This window comes from Pseudomonas guariconensis (assembly GCF_900102675.1).
GTDB classification, from domain to species: domain Bacteria; phylum Pseudomonadota; class Gammaproteobacteria; order Pseudomonadales; family Pseudomonadaceae; genus Aquipseudomonas; species Aquipseudomonas guariconensis.
In genome coordinates, this window is sequence record NZ_FMYX01000011.1 from 108,887 (window position 1) to 129,347 (window position 20,461).

A 20,461-nucleotide genomic window follows, 5' to 3' on the forward strand; every position below is an offset into this window, starting at 1 on the left:
CTTGCCTGGCCAAGCGAGGGTGGTAGGGTAGAGCGCAGTTTTCAAGGAGCCCAGCCATGGACCCGATCACCGTTCTTTCTACCCGTCTTGGTGAGCACTTGCGGCGCCTCAATGCGCAGGTGAGCACTGCCGAGTCCTGCACCGGTGGCGGCATCGCCGAGGCCATCACCCGCATTCCCGGCAGCTCGGCGTGGTTCGAGGCCGGTTACGTGACTTATTCCAATACCCAGAAGACCCGCCAGCTGGGTGTCCCTGAAGTGTTGTTCGGCCAGGTGGGCGCGGTGAGCCAGGAAGTGGTCGAGGCCATGGTCCGTGGCGCTCAAGCTGCCAGCGGGGCGCGTTTTGCCGTGGCGGTCAGTGGTGTGGCCGGGCCCGATGGCGGTTCACCTGCCAAACCGGTGGGTACCGTGTGGCTGGCATGGGCCGATGGCAACCATGTGATCAGCGAGCGCCGGCACTTCGACGGCGACCGCGAAGCGGTGCGCCGACAGACGGTGATCACCGCGTTAGACGGCTTGTTACAGCTTGGTGCGGAGTAAATCACCCGACGGGGGTTTGCCAAAGCGAATCCCTGTGGAATAATACTGGCTACTTATACAGTTATTCCCGGCCGCAGGGCCGCCCGTCGAACACGTGAGGATTTCAATGGACGACAACAAGAAGCGCGCCTTGGCTGCTGCCCTGGGTCAGATCGAACGCCAATTCGGCAAGGGCGCGGTCATGCGCATGGGCGACCACGAGCGTCAGGCCATCCCGGCCATTTCCACTGGCTCCCTGGGTCTGGACATCGCCCTTGGCATCGGCGGCTTGCCTAAAGGCCGTATCGTTGAAATCTACGGTCCGGAATCCTCGGGTAAGACCACACTGACCCTGTCGGTTATCGCCGAAGCCCAGAAAAACGGCGCCACCTGCGCCTTCGTCGATGCCGAGCACGCCCTTGATCCCGAGTACGCCGGCAAGCTGGGCGTCAATGTCGATGACCTGTTGGTCTCCCAGCCAGACACCGGCGAGCAAGCCCTGGAAATCACCGACATGCTGGTGCGTTCCAACGCCGTTGACGTGATCATTGTCGACTCCGTGGCCGCGCTGGTCCCGAAGGCCGAAATCGAAGGCGAAATGGGTGACATGCACGTGGGCCTGCAGGCTCGCCTGATGTCCCAAGCGCTGCGCAAGATCACCGGTAACATCAAGAACGCCAACTGCCTGGTCATCTTCATCAACCAGATCCGTATGAAGATCGGTGTGATGTTCGGTAGCCCGGAAACCACCACCGGTGGTAACGCATTGAAGTTCTACGCCTCCGTGCGTCTGGACATCCGTCGTACCGGCGCTGTCAAGGAAGGCGACGAGGTGGTGGGTAGCGAGACCCGCGTCAAGATCGTCAAGAACAAGGTCTCGCCGCCGTTCCGCCAGGCCGAGTTCCAGATCCTCTATGGCAAGGGTATCTACCGCAACGGTGAGATCATCGACCTGGGTGTATCCCAAGGCCTGGTGGAAAAATCCGGTGCCTGGTACAGCTACCAAGGCAACAAGATCGGTCAGGGCAAGGCCAACGCTGCCAAGTTCCTGCAAGACAACCCAGCTGTAGGGGCGGAGATCGAGAAACAAATCCGCGAAAAACTGCTCAACGCAGGTGCCGTCGCCGCTGCTGGCAAGGCCGCCGCTGCTGAAGCCGATGCCCACGACATGGCTGACGCCGACGCCGGTTATTGATTGGCCCATGTCCGTCGTACTCGACAACCCCGTCGCCGTTCGGCGGACAGCCATGGACCTGCTCGCACGCCGCGAGCATGGTCGTGTCGAGCTGACACGTAAGCTGCGTCAGCGCGGCGCACCGGATGAGTTGATCGAGCCTGCGCTCGATCGGCTTGCCGAAGAGGGGCTCCTAAGTGAGGCACGCTACCTCGAAAGCTTCATTTCCTATCGTTCCAATGCCGGCTACGGCCCAGCGCGTATTCGCGAAGAGTTGGGGCAACGCGGCCTGAACCGTGGTGACATCGACCAGGCTCTGCGTGAAAGCGGAGTGGACTGGGCGGCCCGGCTGCAGGAAGTCTGGCAACGCAAGTTCGCCGGGCAACGTCCCCATGATCCCCGAAGCCGTGCCCAGCAGACCCGATTTCTTGCCTACCGTGGATTCCCCATGGAACTGATCGGCCGCCTGCTCAGCGGCCGCAATCTTGACGACTGATTCTTCAGTTTCCCGCTGTCCCCTTTCTCAATCGACCTTCAAGGCTTCCCTTGCTCGCTGTGTGGTGTGCATGGGCTGGGGCTTGGCCCAGTTTTCCGGCAGATTGATGAAGTCCACCAGTTCGCGTAGGCGGCCCTGATCACGGCCATTGAAGGCAAAGGTCAATCGGGTCAGGTGGTTGAAGTTGCCTATCTCGTGCTCGAGGCCGCTGTCTGGTTGTTGATGGTACTTGCCGCTCAGGCGTAGATCGGCGAATCCTTCCTGGATGTCGTAGAGCGCTGCATCGCTCAAGGGATGATGCATGCGAATCACGAACTGGTTCTTCAACCAGCGGCTGGAGTGGTAGTTGCTGTAGAACTGGTTGATCTCCTCCACCGCTTCGTCGGCGCTGTGGACCAGGCGCACCAGCTTCATGTCGCTGGGCAGAATGTAGCGGTTTTCCTCCAGTTGCTTGCTGATGAACGCCAGCGCGTCGCGCCAGAAGGTTCCGCCTGGTGAGTCCAGCAGTACCACTGGCACCAGAGGGCTTTTGCCTGTCTGGATCAAGGTGAGTACCTCGAGAGCTTCATCCAGAGTGCCGAACCCACCTGGGCAGAGCACCAGGGCATCGGCTTCCTTGACGAAGAACAGTTTGCGAATGAAGAAGAAATGGAAGGGCAGTAACTGGTCAGTGCCATCCACTGTGGCATTGGCATGTTGCTCGAAAGGCAGGGTGATGTTGAATCCCAGGCTGTGCCCGGTGCCGGCGCCTTCATGGGCTGCGGCCATGATGCCTCCGCCGGCACCGGTAATGACCATCAGGTCGGAGCGTGCCAGGGTTGCGCCCAGTTCACGGGCAAGCGCATACATGGGGTGTTCCAATGGCGTACGCGCCGAGCCGAAAACGGTGACCTTCCGTCGTCCCTTGTAGCGTTCCAGGGTGCGGAAGGAATGGTCGAGTTCGCGCAGGGCCTGCAGCGTGATCTTGGCGTTCCAGCGGTTGGTGTCGTCGTGGGCCATGCGCAGGATGGTCAGCATCATGTCGCGGTACAGCGGCAGGTTGGGGCTGTTGGGCGCGACCAGTTGCAGCTGTTCATCAATCTTGCTCAGGTCGATGCCGTTGTCCCTGAAATGATTGAACAAGAGTTCGTTCGGTTGGTAAGGCATTCAACGTCTCCTTCTGCAGCAGAACCTCTGACCGGGACGATGGGGTATCCCGGCCGCGACACTGCGTGTGTCGCTGGCTGCCGTTGCTCGAGTATGCAACCCGAGCATTGCAGTGGGCCTTCAAGGCCATGATGCAGTGACAAATGTCCATCACATTGTTGTTATCGCAGTGCAAGAGCGCCGCGCCTGGGCAGTCTCCTCGGTGCCGGAAATGCGCGGGTATTTGCTATCAATCTAGACCCAAGCGTTAGATCGTGCCGATTGAAGACAGTGCGATGTCCGATAACAGCGCAGTTTTCCCGCTCGTCGGGAGGGGGCCAGCTGTAACGCAGCTCTGGTTAACTGGAAACGCAACGTCTCGATGCAGGAGGTCGCGGTATGCATCGGTTGATCATCGAGGTGGATAGGCAGCTATATCTGCTGCTGGAGCGGGCTGCCCAGGCCCATCAAGTGAGCCTGGAAGCCGAGTGCTTGCGCAGGTTGGAAGTCGCAGAGCGGCACTCGCGTTATCTCCAGGCTCTGCTGGCGGAGTTGCGCGCCGATGAAGAACAGCGGCGCGCCAGTAACAACGACAGGGTTGCCTGAGTTACTTCTTCTTGTTACCCGCCACGCAGCTGGAGGCGTCGAAGGCTTGGTCCATGATCGGCTGGTTGGTCTTGTAGACCGAAAACCGATAGACCAGGACCGCGCCCTTGGACATCAGCTGACGATAGCCATTGTTGCGGCACACGCTGTCGCCCAGCTGGCTGCGAACCTGTTCCGGGTTGGCGCGCATCCGCTCGGCGTGGCTCTCGCGTACGCTCAGGTGGTTGACCAACGCCCGGCCTTTCTCGACGGTATAGCCTTGGTCGAGGATATCTTCGTTGATGGCACGCGGGGTGCCGACGCTGCTTTCCTTGGCGACCTTCTGCAGCATCTGGTTCAGCTCGTATTCCTGCTTGGAGGCCGCCTGGGCCGCCAGTGGCAGTGCGAGCAGCAGGCTCAAGGTCGGGATGGTAAGACGCAGCATGAATCTCTCCTGGTTCGATGACTGGCACTTTGACCTGCGCCAGCGAGCGGCGTTCCATGAAACCACCCGCCTGTGGGATATCCCAGGTCGCCAAAATCGCGATTATAAAGGAGGCGTCCGTCCACCTGCACGGCAAATGACAACGCCTCTGGTAGACTGGCGGCTTGTTTCCCGCCGAGTTGCAACCGTGCCTGTTTCCTTCCTTCCGCGAGGCGTGCAGCCATGAGCCACGCCGTAGCACGCCTGCGCGCCGAACGCCTGGCCCGCAGCAACAAGCCTTTCATCGCCCGTGGTTCGCGCGCGGTGCGTTGTCCGGATTGCCGCGTGATCGCCAGCCACTGCCTGTGTGCCTTTAAGCCCAAGGTCACCGCCGACGCCGGCATGTGTCTGGTGATGCATGATACAGAGCCACTCAAGCCGACCAATACTGGCTGGCTGATCGCTGATCTGGTAGAGGACACCTCGGCCTTTGGCTGGCTCCGTACCGACGTCGACCCGCGCCTGCTCGCATTGCTCGACGACCCCAAATGGCAGCCCTACATCGTCTTCCCCGGTGAGTTCGTCGCGCCAGAGCGGGTTGTCAGCGAGGTGGTGCGCGAGCCGGGTAAACGCCCGTTGTTCATTCTGCTCGACGCCACCTGGACCGAAGCCCGCAAGATGTTTCGCAAGAGCCCTTATCTGGACCGCTTCCCAGTTCTGAGCCTGCAGGCCGAGCAGATGTCGCGTTACAAGCTGCGCCGTTCCAAACGTGATGACCATTTCTGTACCGCCGAGGTTGCGGCAATGTGCTTGGAATTGGCCGGTGACCAACGCGCCAGCGAGGCACTGGACGCCTACCTGGATGTGTTCAGCCTGCATTATTTGAGTGCCAAGCGGCACTTGCCGCTGGATCTGGACGACGACGCGCATCGGCGGTTGCATACCTTCCTATAGTCCAAGGGGCAGGCGCGGTGGATTGGTTCATAATGACCAGGCTGGCAGTCAAGGAGGCGGGGACGACCGGGCAATTGGCTTGACCACCCGGACCGTGCTCGGCATTCTTGGCGCCGATTCGGGCACGACGAAGATGCTGTTATCCCGGACTTCGCCGTGCCATTGCGGCCGGCGGCCCTGCCGTTTGCGCCTTGAGTTGCTCGCCAGGCATTCCTCCACCCCTCGCGCCTGGCACAGAACAGGATCCTTAGATCGATGGCCACATACGAAATCCTGATTGCCGATGACCACCCACTGTTTCGTAGCGCCCTGCGCCAGGCCGTTACCCTCGGCCTGGGGCCGGATGTACGTCTGGTCGAGGTGGCGAGCATCGCCGAGCTGGAAACCCGCCTGTCCGAGAAGGCCGACTGGGATCTGGTCCTGTTGGACCTGAACATGCCCGGCGCCTATGGTTTCTCCGGCTTGGTCCTGCTGCGTGGGCAGTACCCGCAGATTCCAGTGGTCATGGTCTCGGCGCAGGAAGAGGCGGCCGTGGTGGTCAAGTCTCGCGAGTTCGGTGCCAGCGGTTTCATCCCCAAGTCGAGCAACCTGGACGTCATCCAGGATGCAGTGCAGAAGGTGCTCGATGGTGACGTGTGGTGGCCGCCACAGGCGTTCGAGAAGGTCGATGTCTCGGCCGAGGCCAAGGCTGCGAGCGAAGGTCTGGCCAGTCTGACGCCGCAGCAGTTCCGGGTGCTGACCATGGTTTGTGAAGGTTTGCTGAACAAGCAGATCGCCTACGAATTGAGCGTGTCGGAGGCGACCATCAAGGCCCACGTGACGGCAATCTTCCGCAAGCTGGGGGTGCGTACCCGTACTCAGGCAGCGTTGCTGCTGCAACAACTCGAATCGGTTTCGGCTAACTAAGTTCCCGTATATTCACGCTTTTTTGACCCGGGTTGGACTAATCTGCTGGCCCTTTAATCGGTGAAGTAACCGTCCATGTCGCCATTCAAGGGCCAGACCGGCCTTAAACGTATCTTCAACGCCGCCGGGTATTCGTTGGACGGCCTGCGTACCGCTTTCAAGGGCGAGGCGGCGTTCCGCCAGCTGGTGCTGGCCAACGTCGTACTGATTCCGTTGGCCTTCTGGCTGCCCGTCACCCGTGTGGAGCGTGCGATCCTTATCGCCGTATGCTTGCTGGGGTTGATCGTCGAGTTGCTCAATTCTGCGGTTGAGGCGGCCATCGACCGTATCTCCCTGGAGCGCCACCCCTTGTCCAAGAATGCCAAGGACATGGGCAGCGCCGCGCAACTGGTCGCGATGACCATGGTGGCGCTGGTGTGGGGTGTAATCCTGCTCTGATCAGGCAATCGGCGGCAGGACGATCTCGTCACTGCGGCTGACGCCGGCGGTGAAGTTACGGCACAGCTCCAGGAATTCGCGCATGGCCGAGGTCTGGTATTTCTGCTTGTGCCAGATGAAATAGAACTGCCGCGACAAGTCCAGTTCCGGCGTTTCCACCGCCACCAGGCTGCCACGCCGGAACGCGTCGCGCAGGGCCAGGCGCGAGATGCAGCCGATGCCCAAGCCGGACTCAACGGCGCGTTTGATCGCCTCGGTGTGTTCCAGCTCCAGGCGGATGTTCAGGTTGGCGCGGTGATGACGCATGGCTTGGTCGAACGTCAGCCGCGTCCCCGAGCCTTGCTCGCGAAGAATCCACGCCTCGTGGGACAAGGTCTCCACATCTGCCCGGCCCACCTTGGCCAAGGGATGCTGAGGCGCGCAGAACACCACCAGTTCATCTTCCACCCAGGGCTGCACTTCCAGATCCGGGTGGTTGCAGTCGCCTTCGATTAGACCCAGGTCAATTTCATAGTGCGCGACCTGCTGCACGATATGTACGGTGTTCTGCACATGGAGTTTGACCTGACTCTCCGGGTGACCCTGCATGAAGCTGCCGATCAGCAGGGTTGCCAAGTAGTTGCCGATGGTCAAGGTGGCACCGACCGAGAGCGATCCGAAGCCGGACTTGCCATTGAGCAGGTCCTCGATCTCCTTGGCCTGGTCGAGCAGGGCAACGGCCTGGGGCAGCAATTGATGGCCCAAGGCATTGAGGCTCAGCCGTTTACCCGCGCGGTCGAATAACTGGCAGCTCGATTGACGCTCCAGTTCAGTGATCGAGGTGCTGGCTGCCGATTGCGACAACGCCAACAGGCTCGCGGCCCGGGACACGCTTTGGTGCTGGGCGACGGCGACAAAGACTTGTAGCTGACGAAGCGTGAATCGCATATCTATATAACCGATAAGACATATCTTGATAATCCATTTAACAGATATTGTCGCTGCCCCTAAAATATCGCGCAATAGTGCGCTAGGTCCGCGCCGCGTCTTTCTTCAGGAGCCCCATCGATGAGCAACATGAACCACGAACGTGTCCTCAGTGTGCACCACTGGAACGACACTCTGTTCAGCTTCAAGTGCACCCGTGATCCGGGCCTGCGCTTCGAGAACGGTCAGTTCGTGATGATCGGCCTGCAACAGGACAACGGCCGTCCGCTCATGCGCGCCTATTCCATCGCTTCGCCTAACTGGGAAGAGCACCTGGAGTTCTTCAGCATCAAGGTGCCGGATGGCCCGCTGACCTCCCAGCTGCAGCACTTGAAGGAAGGTGACGAGATCATCATCAGCAAGAAGCCCACCGGTACCCTGGTGCTCGACGACCTGAACCCGGGCAAGCACCTTTACCTGCTGAGCACCGGCACCGGTCTGGCGCCGTTCATGAGCGTCATCCAGGATCCGGAAACCTACGAGCGCTTCGAAAAAGTGATCCTGGTTCACGGCGTGCGCTACGTCAACGAAGTCGCCTACCGTGAGTTCATCACCGAGCACTTGCCACAGAACGAGTTCTTCGGCGAGGCAGTTCGCGACAAGCTGATCTACTACCCGACCGTGACCCGCGAGCCGTTCGAAAATCAGGGCCGTCTGACCGACCTGATGCGCAGCGGCAAGCTGTTCAGCGACATCGGCCTGCCGCCGATCAACCCACAAGACGACCGCGCCATGATCTGTGGTAGCCCGAGCATGCTCGACGAAACCGCCGAGGTTCTCGACAGCTTCGGTCTGAAGATCTCCCCACGCATGCGTGAGCCAGGTGACTACCTGATCGAGCGTGCTTTCGTCGAAAAGTAAGACGAATCGCACAACGCAAAAACGCAGGCCATGGCCTGCGTTTTTTTATGTCCGGAAAACCGGTACTGCCGGCGGCTGCACCGCCGGGAATTTTCCGAAAGGCTTAAGCGTCCGGTACGACTTCCAGAACACGGATCTGGTCTGGCTTCGGGTAGTGCCAGCGCACCTGGACATCCCAGAACTTCACCCCATACACCCGATCAGCTGGCGGTACCTGGTAAGCCGGGCGTGGGTCCTGCGCCAGGCACTGCTCGATCAGCTCGACCAATGGCTCTCGAAGACGCAAGGCATGTGTATGGGCCTGGGGTAGGGCGGCCTCGCTCCAGGTCACGGCAATAGGTTCAGGCGCATCGCTGGCCATCTGGTTGGTTGCATCATCGATGCAGTCGGCGTAGGGCACATAAGGCTTGATGTCCAGTACCGGCGTCCCGTCGAGCAGGTCGATCCCCGACAGCAGCAGACGACCTGCCTCGACACCCTCCAGGCGCACCACTGACTGGCCGATACCATTGGGTCTGTGGGTGGCGCGGGTGGCGAACACGCCCATGCTCTTGTTGCCCCCTAGGCGCGGCGGGCGCACCTTTAGGCGGGGCTTGTCTTCCAGGGCCTGGTGGAACAGGAACAACAGCCAGACATGGCTGACCTGTTCGAGCCCGGCGACGGCATCACCCTGGTCGAACGGGGGCAGCAGTTCCAGCACGCCACGTGCGGCGGGCGCAAGCTGCGGCTGGCGAGGTATGGCGAACTTCTCCTTGAAGCAGGAGCGGACGATGCCAACCGGTGAGACCGTGTGTTGCATCGTGCTCAGCCACGCACACGCAGGGTCAGGCCCTTGAGAAAGTTGCGCAGCAGCTGGTCGCCACAAGGTCGGTAGTTGTCATGGCCGACCTTGCGGAACAGCGCGCTGAGTTCGGGTTTGGACACTGGGAAGTTGACCGACTTCAGAATTACGTGCAGGTCTTCCTCCTTGAGTTCGAAGGCCACGCGCAACTTCTTGAGGATGGTGTTATTGCTCACCGGGACTTCGATCGGTTGCGCCGGGCGGCTGTCATCGCGGCCTCGACGGTGAATCACCAACCCGTCGAGAAAATGCGCCATGACCCGTTCCGGGCAACGCACGTAGCCGGCTTCATCTTCTTTCTTCAAGTAGGTGGCGACCGCTTCGGGAGAAACTTCGAGGCCGGTCAGCCCAATGATCTCGGCCATTTGGGCATCGCTGACCTTGAGCATGTAGCGCAGGCTGCGCAGGACATCGTTGTGGTTCATGGTGACAAATCCTGTTCAGGCGCCACGCCAGCAGTGGCGTGGCGATAATGCTAGGGGCAGTGTGGCCCGGTGCGGATACATTGCGTACAGGGCCTAGAAGCGTTCGTTGGTCGCCAGGTAGCGCCACTGCCCGGCGGGCAGCTTGCCCATGGACACCCCGCCCAGGCGGATACGGCGCATACCCAGCACCTTGAGTCCAAGGGCGGCGCACAAGGCGCCGATCTGCCCGGGCCGCGGATTCTTCAGGGCCAGGCGCAGATGGCTTTCGTTCTGCCAACTGGCCTTGGCCTTGGGCAGTTCCTGACCGCTGCGGGTGATGCCACGGGCAAGGCGCTGCAAGGCCTCTGCCGACGCCTGGCCTTCGACCTGGACGATGTACTCCTGCTCCATCCGATGAAGATCGGCCTCGAGCTTGCGGGTGACTCGCCAGTCCTGGGTGTACAGCTGCATACCGGTTGCGCCGGGTTCCAGAGGCGCGACACAGGACAACCTGGCGAAGTGACCATGCAGCGGGCGCACCGAAGGCGGATGGGCTTCGCTGAGGGTAGCCATGGTCATGCTGATGCGACCGCTCTCGGCGTCCTGACCAGCCGTTTGATTGAGCAGGAGCGTGACCGGTGGCAGTTGCTCGGCGCGTGCTCCCGGGAGCAGTGCAACCTGCTCGGTCCCGACCTTGTAGTGGGGTTGCTCGACCACGACGCCATCCACCGTGACCCAGCCGCCCTCGATGTACAGCTCGGCCTCGCGGCGGGAGCAACCAAGTTGCTCGATGAGGCGTTTGGAGAGGCGCAGGGGTTCTGACATGAAGGCAATTCGCAAAATGAGGCAGGGAAGGCCGCCATTGTACCTCTCTGGACGATCTTGGGGCTGGGAATCTATGTCATTTACGCCATTTCAGGAGGGGCGTACGGCATCCTGCATCCAAAGCTCAAGAGCCTGTGCGAATCAGGGTCATGTGCAGTAAGGGATAGGGCTGACCTAGTCCATCGGTATCCGAACGCCCGGTGACTTCGAACCCTTCGTGCAGGTAGAACCCCAACGCCTGCGGGTTTTGCTCGTTGACATCCAGGCGCTCGGCATTGAGTTCGTCGACGGCATAGCGCAACAGCCGTTTGCCGATGCCCTGGCCACGGTATTCAGGGGCGACGAAGAGCATGTCCACCCGGCCATTGGCGACGCCGGCAAAACCAAGAATGCGCCTGGTGCTGTCCCTGCAGCAGACCAGCATCACGGCGTCCAGATAACGGCGTAGCACATGTTCGCGCAGCAGTACGATATAGGCATCGGGCATGAAGTCGTGGGTGGCGCGCACCGAGGCCTCCCAGATCCGCACCAGTTCCGGGTAGTCGCTCACATTTGGCGTTTGAAGCGTCAGTGCCGGTTGCATCGCATTGCTCCTGCTGGGTCCTGAGGAAAACATAGATGCAAAAAAAAGCCCCGCCAGTGGCGGGGCTTGATCGGGGCTGACCTGAGGAGGCTCAGATCGGTTCTGCCCACATGTCGTATTCGTCGGCATCGACGATGCGGCAGCGCACCTTGTCGCCTGGCTTGAAGCCATGATCGCCATCGATGAACACGCTGCCGTCGATTTCCGGGGCATCGAAGAAGCTGCGGCCAACCGAGCCCTGCTCCTCGACTTCGTCGATCAGCACGTCGATTTCCTTGCCGATGCGCAGTTGCAGGCGTGCGGCGCTGATGGCCTGCTGGTGGGCCATGAAGCGGTCCCAGCGCTCCTGCTTGATTTCGTCCGGGACTTCTTCCAGGCCCAGATCGTTGGCCGGGGCGCCTTCGACCGGCGAGTACTGGAAGCAGCCGACGCGATCGAGCTGGGCTTCGGTCAGCCAGTCGAGCAGGTATTGGAAGTCTTCTTCGGTTTCACCGGGGAAGCCGACGATGAAGGTGGAGCGGATCACCAGCTCAGGGCACTGCTCGCGCCAGCTCTTGATGCGGGCCAGGGTACGGTCTTCGAAGGCCGGACGCTTCATGGCCTTGAGCACCTTGGGGCTGGCGTGCTGGAAGGGAATGTCCAGGTACGGCAGGATCTTGCCGGCGGCCATCAGGGGGATCACGTCGTCGACGTTCGGGTATGGGTAGACATAATGCAGGCGCACCCAGGCACCGAGGCTGCTCAGGGCCTCGCACAACTCGAGCATGCGGGTCTTGACCGGGCGACCGTTCCAGAAATCGGTCTTGTACTTGACGTCCACACCGTAGGCGCTGGTGTCCTGAGAGATCACCAGGATTTCCTTGACGCCGGCCTTGACCAGGCGCTCGGCCTCGCTCAGCACTTCGCCGACCGGGCGGCTAACCAATTTGCCGCGCATCGACGGGATGATGCAGAAGCTGCAGCTGTGGTTGCAGCCTTCGGAAATCTTCAGGTAGGCGTAGTGACGTGGGGTCAGCTTGACGCCTTGGGGCGGGACCAGATCGATCAGCGGGTTATGGTCCTGACGCGGTGGAACCACTTCGTGTACGGCATTGACTACCTGCTCGTACTGTTGCGGGCCGCTGACCGACAGCACGCTCGGGTGCACGTCGCGGATATTGCCTTCCTCGACACCCATGCAACCGGTGACGATGACCTTGCCGTTTTCCTTGATCGCCTCGCCGATCACCTCCAGGGACTCGGCCTTGGCGCTGTCGATGAAGCCGCAGGTGTTGACCACCACCACGTCGGCGTCCTCGTAGGTAGGCACGACTTCATAGCCTTCCATGCGCAGCTGGGTCAGGATGCGCTCGGAGTCAACGAGAGCCTTGGGGCAACCCAGGCTGACGAAACCGACCTTCGGGGTGGCGGGAGTGGTGGACATGGCTAACCTCGGTATTGAAGACAGATCGCCCAGCCGCTGACGGGGGCGATACTGATGGGCGCTTTTGGCGCCTCTGATCAAAAAGTGCGCAATTCTAGCGAGCGCAAGGTCGCTTTACCAGCAGAAATACGACGAACGCTGCGCTATGCTTCGCGCCGTTGCGCGGGGGCATTCGGGATGGCTCGGCGCGGGTGCAACTCAAATGGGTCTAGAAGGCCTTCTGCGGGAGTGGTCGATGGTTCAGGCAAGCAGTCACGCCGAAGGTGGGCAGGGGGCGACACGCTCGCTGGGCCTGCTCGTAGCAGCTGTTGGGGTGGTGTATGGCGATATCGGTACCAGCCCGCTGTACACCCTCAAAGAGGTCTTCACCGGGGGGTATGGGGTACAGGTCAACCATGATGGCGTGCTGGGCATCCTGTCGCTGATTCTGTGGTCGCTGTTGTGGGTGGTTTCGTTCAAGTACGTGATGTTCATCCTGCGTGCCGATAACCAGGGGGAAGGCGGCACGATGGCATTGACCGCACTGGCGCGCCGGGCGACGGCCAATTACCCGAAGCTCAGGGCGCTAATGGTCGGTTGCGGTCTGGTCGGTGCCTCGTTGTTCTACGGTGACAGCATGATCACCCCGGCGGTGTCGGTGCTTTCGGCGGTTGAGGGCATGGGGCTTGCCTTCGACGGAATCGATCATTGGGTGGTGCCGGTGTCGCTGGTGGTGCTGGTGGCATTGTTCCTGGTGCAGAAGCATGGCACCGAGAAAATCGGCAAGCTGTTCGGGCCGATCATGGTCACTTGGTTCGTGGTGCTGGGGGCGCTCGGGGTGCATGGCATCGCGCAGAGCCCGGAAGTGCTCAAGGCGTTCAATCCGGGCTGGGCGCTGAACTTCTTCATCGTTCACCCGGGCATGGGCGTGGCGATCCTCGGGGCGGTGGTACTGGCGCTGACCGGTGCCGAGGCGCTGTATGCCGACATGGGGCATTTTGGCCGCAAACCGATTGCTCGGGCCTGGTTCGCACTGGTGCTGCCGGCCTTGGTACTCAACTATTTCGGACAGGGCGCGATGCTGCTGCAAAACCCGGAAGCGGCGCGCAACCCCTTCTACCTGCTGGCGCCGGGCTGGGCACTGTTGCCGCTGGTGGGGCTGGCCACGCTGGCGACGGTGATCGCTTCCCAGGCGGTGATTTCCGGGGCCTTTTCCCTGACCCGCCAGGCCATCCAGCTTGGCTACATCCCGCGGATGCAGATCCAGCACACTTCAAGCGACGAGCAAGGGCAGATCTACATCAGTGCGGTGAACTGGACCTTGATGGTCGGCGTCGTGTTGCTGGTGATCGGCTTCGAGTCGTCGGGCGCATTGGCCGCAGCCTATGGCGTTGCGGTGACCGGCACCATGTTGATGACCACCATCCTGGTGTCGGCAGTGATGCTGCTGCTGTGGAAGTGGCCACCGGTGCTGGCGGTGCCGATTCTGTTGGGTTTCCTGTTTGTCGATGGATTGTTCTTCGCCGCCAACGTGCCGAAGATCGTGCAGGGCGGCGCGTTCCCTGTGCTGGCGGGGATCGTGCTGTTCGTACTGATGAGTACCTGGAAGCGCGGTAAACAGATTCTGGTGGACCGTATCGACGAGGGAGCCCTGCCGTTGCCCGTGTTCATCAGCAGTATCCGCGTACAGCCGCCACATCGCGTCGAGGGCACGGCGGTGTTTCTCACTGCGCGGGCAGACGCTGTGCCCCATGCGCTGTTGCACAACATGCTGCATAACCAGGTGCTGCACAGCCAGGTAGTGCTGTTGACGGTGGTCAGTGAGGATCGGCCGCGGGTGCCGGAGCACGAGCGCTTTGAAGTGGAGGCCTATGGTGATGGGTTCTTCCGCGTTCTGCTGCACTTTGGCTTCATGGATGAACCGGACGTGCCGGCGGCGCTGAAGCTGTGCCACCTGGACGGACTCGATTTCAGCCCGATGCGTACCACCTACTTCCTCAGCCGCGAGACAGTGATCGCCTCGCGCCTGGAGGGCATGGCGCGCTGGCGTGGCAACCTGTTCGCGTTCCTGCTCAAGAATGCCAACGGTAATCTTCGGTTCTTCAACCTGCCGCTGAACCGGGTGATCGAATTGGGAACGCAGGTCGAGATCTGATTCCCAGGGGCATTCGGACAGCTGATCGCAGGGCAAGCCCGTGATCAGCCGTCCGAGGCGGCCCGCAGGCTTATTTCAGTTCTGTTCCGCCACGCTGGACTTCCCCTGGCGCGTCTCGATCTCGCTGATCAGGCGCTTGGCCAGGGCTGGATAGTTCTCGTCGAAGTGATGCCCGCCAGGCAGCTTCAGGCGTTCACCGACTGCGGTCTTGTCGGTGCACCCACTTTCATCGGTCTCCTCGACACCATAGACGCACACCACCTTGGGCGCTGGCAGCTTGGCCATTTCCGGGCCGGTTGGGGCTTCCTGACCTTCCTTGCCCAACCAGCCCTCGACCTCGATCTCGAAGCTGCCGCTGCGGGCAAACGCCAGCAAGATCACGGCATCGATCCGCTGTTTGTCTTCATCCGGCAGGCGGTTGTAGATCGCCGGCAGCACGTCGGCGCCGAAGGAGTAGCCGGTGAGCACGAAACGCTTGGTGCCCCATTTCTGGCGATAGTGCTGCATCAGCTCAGAGAGGTCGGCGGCGCTCTGTTCCGGCGTCTTGTGCTGCCAGTAGTAGCGCAGCGTATCGATCCCTACGACCGGATAACCGAGCTTGGCCATTTCGCCGGCGACGTCGCGGTCCAGGTCACGCCAGCCGCCATCCCCGGAGAGGAACAGGGTGACGGTGTCGGTGGTCTGCCCGGCGGGGACCTCAACTACCGGAATGCTCAGTGCATTGCCGTCCTTGCCGATCAGGGCCTGGGTCAGTTGAGCTTTGAGCACCTGGGGCAGGTGAATGTCGTAGTCGGCGATGCTCGTCTCGGCGTTCGCCTGGTCGCGCACGAATGCGGCACTGGCATCGTCGGGGTTGTCATTCCACGCTACGTTCCAATGGCCGTGGGCGGCGGATTTGGGCAGGGGCTGGCAACCGGGCTGTTCGAGGGTGAAGTCCACGGAGATGGCGCGGGCCTTGTCATCGCTCTGGGTGGCCAGCCATCGCCAGGCCTGCGCAGCGCCAGGGCCGATTCCAGCCACCAAGTTCGGCGGTGCGGCCAGCTCGCCCATGGCCTGGTCGAGTGCGCGCTGCTGCTTGACGCAGTCGCCAGGCGGCAGAAGCACCTGGACCAGCTGGGCCTCGCCGGCCTGGCTCAGGTCCAGCAATTGTTTGTCGCTGAGCGCCTGGTCCTGGGGCACGGCAATGGCCACGTGGGCCTTGGCGTGTACGCCCGGTATGGCGCGGACCAGGCTGCTGCCGTCGCCCAGGGTCAGGTGTTCCAGGCGGGCCTCGGGCGCTGGGCGGGTCCACAGCCAGAAGGCCGCGGCACCGGCCAGCAAGGCCAGGAGCAGGGCGCCGGTCAGGTAAAGCCAATAGCGTCGGATCATCAACGTTTCACCAATCCAGTCAGGCCGCCTGCGATCAGGGCGGCGGTATCGGCCAATGCCACCAACGGGTCGAGCCCGGCCGGCACAGCCATGTAGCGGGGTTCCCAATCCGGTTGGAACTTGTCCTTGAAGCGACGTAGCCCCTGGAAGTTGTACAGCTGCTCGCCGCGCTGGAACACCATCGAACCCAGGCGTTGGGTCAGGGGGGCGCCACGTCGGGGTTGAAGGCCGGAGAGCGGGACCATCCCGAGGCTGAAGCGAGCGTAGTCGTGGTTTTTGTAGTGCAGGATCAAACCGATCATCATGAATTCCATGGTCAGCTTGGGGGCTTGCGGATGGGCACGCATCAGGTCCAGGCTCGCCAGCTCTTTGCTCTGGGTTTCGAGCAGGTTGGCAAAGGCCACCGGTAGGCCTTGAAAGCGGATCAACGCGATACGGAAATGCTGCAGGTACTCGGGGCTGAAGCGACCGAGGGAAAAGCCTTTTTCACGTACGTTCTTGCCACCGAGCCAGGCGTCGGAAATTGCCTTGAGTGCCTCGAGCGGGGCATCGCCTGGCTCATGGATATCCAGCGTCAGCCCGTCACGGCCGCCGCGGTTCCAGGTATAGCGCAGGTCTTTCATCTCCTTGCCCTTGGCTTCGAGGTCAAAACGGCGCAGATCGACCCGCGCTTCTTCGCCGAGCTTAAGTGCCGTCAGGCCGATATCCATGTAGAACGGCAGATTCTCCGCGCGGACTTGATAGAACACTGGGCGGGCGTGGTGCAGATCGCAGAGGTCACGGAATTGCCAGATCATCTCGGCGCGCTCCTGGGCGGGGCCGATCGGGTCGTACAGGGCGACCAGGCTGCGGCCGCGACGGGCATACATAAGGAAGGCCTTGTGGTTGGGGTGGAACAGCAAGGCTTTGTCGCCGGTGAGTGCCAGGCCACCGTCGGGTTGGTCGGAGGCCATCAGAATGCCCTTGGCCTGTTGCAGTTCCTCATCGTTGGGCAAGTGAATCACGGGCCGTGCGGTGCGCAGCAGCCAAGTCAGCGCGACGACCACTAACAGCACTGCACTGCCCATGGCGGCGCGCAGGCCACGTGGTGCGTCGGCATCGAGGGTGAACTGCCACCACAGTTCGTGGCTGTAGGGTACATCCTGGTAGGCGAACAGCAGCAGCCAGACCGAGGCGCCGACCACACAAACGCTTGCCACCAGGTACACCGGCGAGAAGGGCAGCTCCAGCAACCGGCTTGGGCGATAGAACGAGCGACGGAACAAGGTCAGCAGCGCCACTGTGAAGATCAGCACGCTGGCCTCTTCCCAATCGAAGCCCTTGAGCAACGACAGCAGTGCGCCTACCAGCAGCAGGACGGTGGTCAGCAGCCAGGCGGCCGACAGTCGCCGGCGTAACCCTTGAGCCAGCAGCAGGCACAGCACCCCGATGAGGCTCGCGCCAAAATGCGAAGCGTCGATCAGGCGATGGGGCACCAGAAAGCCCATGTGCTCAAGGCGCGTGTCGATCTCGGGCGTGGCCCCGGAGAACAACAGCACGACGCCTGACAGAAACACCAGGATTGCCAGCACCGGCGCAGCAAGCCCGGCGGCTGCATTGATCGCTTGGCGGGCGAACAGCAGACGGCGGGCTTCGCTCGCCAACAGCAGCACACAGGCCACTAGCAAAGGCAGGACCACATAGATCAGGCGATACAACAGTAAGGCAGCTGCCAGTGGCGCGGCGCCCAGCTGATTGGCGAAGGCGGCCAGGAGAATGGCTTCGAACACCCCCACGCCACCTGGCACATGGCTGAGTACACCGGCGGCCAGGGCGAGCAGGTAGACCAGGACGAAGGCGCCGAAAGGCGGAGCTTCGGGTAGCAGCAGGTAAAGCACGGTAGCGGCGGCGACGACGTCTAGGGCGGTGATCAACAACTGCAGGGCGGCCAAGCGGGCGCCTGGTAGTCGCAGGGTGCGCCGTCCAAACTGCACCACCAGGCTATCGGCCAGAGGTTGCTCGTCCAGGCGGCGGCGATAGAGGCCGATTACCAATACGGCCGTCAGCGCCAGCACTGCCACGGCGATACTGGCCAGCAATGGGGCAGGCAGGCGCAGGGCGGTGGCGGCACCTTGCAGGTTGCTCAATGTCGCCAGCGCTGCCAGAGGGGGCAGGGCGCAGCCTAGGGATAGGCTAGCGAACACGGTCATCCGTGCGATTTCAGCGGCGCCTAGCCCATGCCGCGCATACAGGCGATAACGTACCGAGCCACCGGACAGGATCGACAGCCCGACCGCGTTACCAATGGCAAAGGCGCTGAACCCGCCCAGCGCCAATGTGCGGGCCGGTAGCTGCACTGCAGCGTAACGGCTGGCGGACCATTCATAGCCCAGCAAAGTCACAAAGCCCACGACGGTCGCCAGCAAGGCGCCCGCCAAAGATCGTGTCGGCACGCTGAGCATGGCGTCGTGAAGGGCATAAATGTCCAGTTCGCTCAGCAAGTGCCGGCAGGCGATCAAGGCCATGCTGAACAGCAGCAACGTCAAGGCCAGCCCCAAGGGTTGGCGATAACGGCTCAGCCGCTCCAGCCAGGGCAGGCGGCGGGCGGCGTTGGGAAGCGCGGTGGCGAGAGGCTCCTGAGGTTCGGAGTCGTGTGAAATCATGGATAACCTCGGGCCAGGAGCGCGAGGTTGGGCAGAGGTGCGGCCAAGTGAAAGTCCCTTCGGAAAACGTATCCAGATATTACTCCTGCCCGGCCCGCTTTCAGCGGTTTGGCAGGGTTAAAGATAGTTCATCCGGCGAGCCCCACTTGAGGCGAAGTGGGGAAGTATTCACGGGGCCAAAAGCAACAAACCCCGCGCTGCGTTAGCAGGCGGGGTTTGTTCTGACGAATATGGTTGCGGGAGCCGGATTTGAACCGACGACCTTCGGGTTATGAGCCCGACGAGCTACCAGGCTGCTCCATCCCGCGTCAGTGGATGCGCATTCTACGGAATTCCGAGTAGCTGTCAAGCATTACTCTTTGATTTGTCGTAGATTTTTTTTAAGACAAGAAAAAAGGCCACTGTATCGACAGTGGCCTTTTTCTGAATCTGGTTGCGGGAGCCGGATTTGAACCGACGACCTTCGGGTTATGAGCCCGACGAGCTACCAGGCTGCTCCATCCCGCGCCTGTGAGATCGAATTCTACGGAAATCCTCTGCCATGTCAAGCGCTATTTCGGAAAAACCCTTTTTTGTTCAATCTCTTAGCGTTTGAATAAGGGCTGCAGCTCAGCAATGACGGGGCTTGCATCGGATTGGAAGGCTTTCCGACAGGCCGGCTCTGGAACACATGGCGACGCACCGGTAGTATCTGTATGAATTTACAGTGCTGACGGTCATCCATGTCCTTGCGCAAGATCATCCACATCGACTGCGATTGTTTCTATGCCGCAATCGAAATGCGCGACGACCCGCGTTTGGCAGGGCGCCCGATGGCCGTGGGCGGGGCGCCTGAGCAGCGCGGGGTGATCGCGACCTGCAATTATGAGGCGCGTGCCTATGGTGTGCGCTCGGCCATGTCTTCGCGTCATGCGCTCAAGCTCTGTCCAGACCTGTTGATCGTCAAGCCGCGCTTTGAGGCTTATCGCGAGGCCTCTCGGGAAATCCACGCCATTTTTCGTGACTACACCGACTTGATCGAGCCGCTGTCGCTGGACGAGGCCTATCTGGATGTCAGCGACAGCCAATGGTTCGCCGGCAGCGCCACGCGTATTGCTGAAGACATTCGCAAGCGGGTCGCTCGGACGCTGCACATCACGGTTTCGGCTGGCGTGGCGCCGAATAAGTTCTTGGCCAAGATCGCCAGCGACTGGCGCAAGCCCAATGGTTTGTTCGTGATAACCCCCGACCAGGTGGAAGCATTCGTAGCAGCCTTGCCGGTCGCAAGGCTGCACGGCGTGGGCAAGGTCACGGCGGACAAACTGGCACGCCTGGGTATCGAAACGTGTCTGGAGCTGCGCGAGTGGTCGCGCTTGGCTTTGGTGCGGGAGTTCGGCAGTTTTGGTGAGCGGTTATGGGGGCTGGCGCGGGGTATAGATGAACGAATCGTACAAAATGACAGCCGGCGTCAATCTGTAAGTGTCGAAAATACCTACGATACCGACTTGCCGGACCTGGCGAGTTGCCTGCAGAAACTGCCCGAGCTGCTCGAGAGCCTGAACGCGCGCATTGCGCGCATGGATAACAGTTACCGGCCGGACAAACCGTTCGTGAAGGTAAAATTTCACGACTTCAGCCAGACGACCCTGGAACAGGCTGGAGCCGGTCGTGATCTGGAGAGCTACCGACAGTTGCTCAGCCAGGCGTTTGCCCGGGGTGGCAAGCCAGTACGGTTATTAGGCGTGGGAGTTCGATTGCGAGATCTGCGTGGGGCGCATGAGCAGTTGGAGCTCTTCCCGCCGCAGTGAGTGAAGG

The 20,461-nt window shown here is 61.4% G+C and carries 20 protein-coding genes and 2 tRNA genes; 10 read left to right on the forward strand and 12 right to left on the reverse strand.

The features are described 5' to 3' along the window. The first annotated feature begins 56 nt into the window (after window positions 1-56). The 3 genes from BLS27_RS18125 to recX all read left to right on the forward strand — a co-directional run bounded on the left by BLS27_RS18125 (window position 57) and on the right by recX (window position 2,188). Entirely contained in the window at window positions 57-539 is a 483-nt protein-coding gene (locus BLS27_RS18125; protein WP_043208761.1) for a CinA family protein, read from the forward strand. Between the two features lie 106 nt (window positions 540-645). Continuing rightward, window positions 646-1,713, forward strand: coding sequence for a recombinase RecA (gene recA, locus BLS27_RS18130; protein ID WP_090346105.1), 1,068 nt, complete (start codon window positions 646-648; stop codon window positions 1,711-1,713). A gap of 7 nt (window positions 1,714-1,720) precedes the next feature. After that, entirely contained in the window at window positions 1,721-2,188 is a 468-nt protein-coding gene (gene recX, locus BLS27_RS18135) for a recombination regulator RecX (protein ID WP_043208758.1), read from the forward strand. Between the two features lie 27 nt (window positions 2,189-2,215). Here recX and BLS27_RS18140 read toward each other — a convergent pair whose 3' ends face one another. Next, window positions 2,216-3,334, reverse strand: coding sequence for an LOG family protein (locus tag BLS27_RS18140; RefSeq protein ID WP_043208756.1), 1,119 nt, complete (start codon window positions 3,332-3,334; stop codon window positions 2,216-2,218). A gap of 378 nt (window positions 3,335-3,712) precedes the next feature. Here BLS27_RS18140 and BLS27_RS18145 point away from each other — a divergent pair, with 378 nt between their 5' ends. After that, on the forward strand, window positions 3,713-3,919 hold the full coding sequence (locus BLS27_RS18145) for a hypothetical protein (RefSeq protein ID WP_090346107.1): 207 nt from the start codon (window positions 3,713-3,715) through the stop codon (window positions 3,917-3,919). Window position 3,920: 1 nt separating this feature from the next. Here the strand turns inward: BLS27_RS18145 and BLS27_RS18150 are convergent, their stop codons facing one another. Beyond that, window positions 3,921-4,343 (reverse strand): quorum-sensing-regulated virulence factor family protein, encoded by a 423-nt coding sequence (locus BLS27_RS18150; protein WP_043208752.1) that lies wholly within the window; start codon window positions 4,341-4,343, stop codon window positions 3,921-3,923. A 222-nt stretch (window positions 4,344-4,565) separates the two neighbouring features. Between BLS27_RS18150 and BLS27_RS18155 the strand changes: the two genes are divergently transcribed. The 3 genes from BLS27_RS18155 to BLS27_RS18165 all read left to right on the forward strand — a co-directional run bounded on the left by BLS27_RS18155 (window position 4,566) and on the right by BLS27_RS18165 (window position 6,620). Then, entirely contained in the window at window positions 4,566-5,276 is a 711-nt protein-coding gene (locus BLS27_RS18155) for a tRNA-uridine aminocarboxypropyltransferase (RefSeq protein WP_070572311.1), read from the forward strand. Window positions 5,277-5,531: 255 nt separating this feature from the next. Beyond that, window positions 5,532-6,182, forward strand: coding sequence for a response regulator transcription factor ErdR (gene erdR / locus BLS27_RS18160; protein ID WP_043208748.1), 651 nt, complete (start codon window positions 5,532-5,534; stop codon window positions 6,180-6,182). Window positions 6,183-6,257: 75 nt separating this feature from the next. After that, window positions 6,258-6,620: a diacylglycerol kinase gene (locus tag BLS27_RS18165; RefSeq protein WP_043208747.1), complete on the forward strand. Its 363-nt coding sequence runs from the start codon at window positions 6,258-6,260 to the stop codon at window positions 6,618-6,620. Here the strand turns inward: BLS27_RS18165 and finR are convergent, their stop codons facing one another. Then, complete coding sequence (gene finR / locus BLS27_RS18170; protein WP_043208745.1) at window positions 6,621-7,547, reverse strand: LysR family transcriptional regulator FinR; 927 nt, start codon at window positions 7,545-7,547, stop codon at window positions 6,621-6,623. A gap of 120 nt (window positions 7,548-7,667) precedes the next feature. Here finR and fpr point away from each other — a divergent pair, with 120 nt between their 5' ends. Then, entirely contained in the window at window positions 7,668-8,447 is a 780-nt protein-coding gene (fpr, locus tag BLS27_RS18175; protein ID WP_043208743.1) for a ferredoxin-NADP reductase, read from the forward strand. A 103-nt stretch (window positions 8,448-8,550) separates the two neighbouring features. On the opposite strand, the gene tsaA is transcribed toward fpr, so the two are convergent. The 5 genes from tsaA to rimO form a co-directional block, all read right to left on the reverse strand. Next, a complete protein-coding gene (gene tsaA / locus BLS27_RS18180) occupies window positions 8,551-9,246 on the reverse strand; it encodes a tRNA (N6-threonylcarbamoyladenosine(37)-N6)-methyltransferase TrmO (protein WP_043208741.1) in 696 nt (231 codons plus the stop codon). Window positions 9,247-9,251: 5 nt separating this feature from the next. Beyond that, the gene (locus BLS27_RS18185; RefSeq protein ID WP_043208739.1) at window positions 9,252-9,713 is read right to left on the reverse strand and encodes a YehS family protein; all 462 of its coding nucleotides are present in this window, start codon (window positions 9,711-9,713) and stop codon (window positions 9,252-9,254) included. A 93-nt stretch (window positions 9,714-9,806) separates the two neighbouring features. Further along, window positions 9,807-10,517 carry an rRNA pseudouridine synthase gene (locus BLS27_RS18190; protein WP_090346109.1) on the reverse strand — a complete coding sequence of 237 codons (711 nt, stop codon included), beginning with the start codon at window positions 10,515-10,517 and terminating at the stop codon, window positions 9,807-9,809. A gap of 124 nt (window positions 10,518-10,641) precedes the next feature. Then, window positions 10,642-11,100, reverse strand: a complete 459-nt coding sequence (locus tag BLS27_RS18195; RefSeq protein WP_043208735.1) for a GNAT family N-acetyltransferase — start codon at window positions 11,098-11,100, stop codon at window positions 10,642-10,644. A gap of 91 nt (window positions 11,101-11,191) precedes the next feature. Continuing rightward, on the reverse strand, window positions 11,192-12,523 hold the full coding sequence (rimO, locus tag BLS27_RS18200) for a 30S ribosomal protein S12 methylthiotransferase RimO (protein WP_043208732.1): 1,332 nt from the start codon (window positions 12,521-12,523) through the stop codon (window positions 11,192-11,194). Window positions 12,524-12,758: 235 nt separating this feature from the next. On the opposite strand from rimO, the gene BLS27_RS18205 reads away from it, so the two are divergent. Beyond that, complete coding sequence (locus tag BLS27_RS18205) at window positions 12,759-14,657, forward strand: potassium transporter Kup (RefSeq protein WP_043208731.1); 1,899 nt, start codon at window positions 12,759-12,761, stop codon at window positions 14,655-14,657. Between the two features lie 75 nt (window positions 14,658-14,732). On the opposite strand, the gene BLS27_RS18210 is transcribed toward BLS27_RS18205, so the two are convergent. From BLS27_RS18210 to BLS27_RS18225, 4 genes are all read right to left on the reverse strand, one after another. Continuing rightward, entirely contained in the window at window positions 14,733-16,025 is a 1,293-nt protein-coding gene (locus BLS27_RS18210) for a virulence factor family protein (RefSeq protein WP_090346112.1), read from the reverse strand. Beyond that, complete coding sequence (gene mprF / locus BLS27_RS18215) at window positions 16,025-18,667, reverse strand: bifunctional lysylphosphatidylglycerol flippase/synthetase MprF (RefSeq protein WP_090346114.1); 2,643 nt, start codon at window positions 18,665-18,667, stop codon at window positions 16,025-16,027. Before mprF ends, BLS27_RS18210 begins: the two co-directional genes overlap by 1 nt. Before the next feature lie 231 nt (window positions 18,668-18,898). Further along, a tRNA-Met gene (locus BLS27_RS18220) sits at window positions 18,899-18,975 on the reverse strand. 122 nt (window positions 18,976-19,097) lie between these two features. After that, window positions 19,098-19,174, reverse strand: a tRNA-Met gene (locus BLS27_RS18225). 221 nt (window positions 19,175-19,395) lie between these two features. Between BLS27_RS18225 and dinB the strand changes: the two genes are divergently transcribed. Then, entirely contained in the window at window positions 19,396-20,454 is a 1,059-nt protein-coding gene (dinB, locus tag BLS27_RS18230; protein ID WP_167358118.1) for a DNA polymerase IV, read from the forward strand. The last annotated feature ends 7 nt before the right edge of the window (window positions 20,455-20,461 follow it).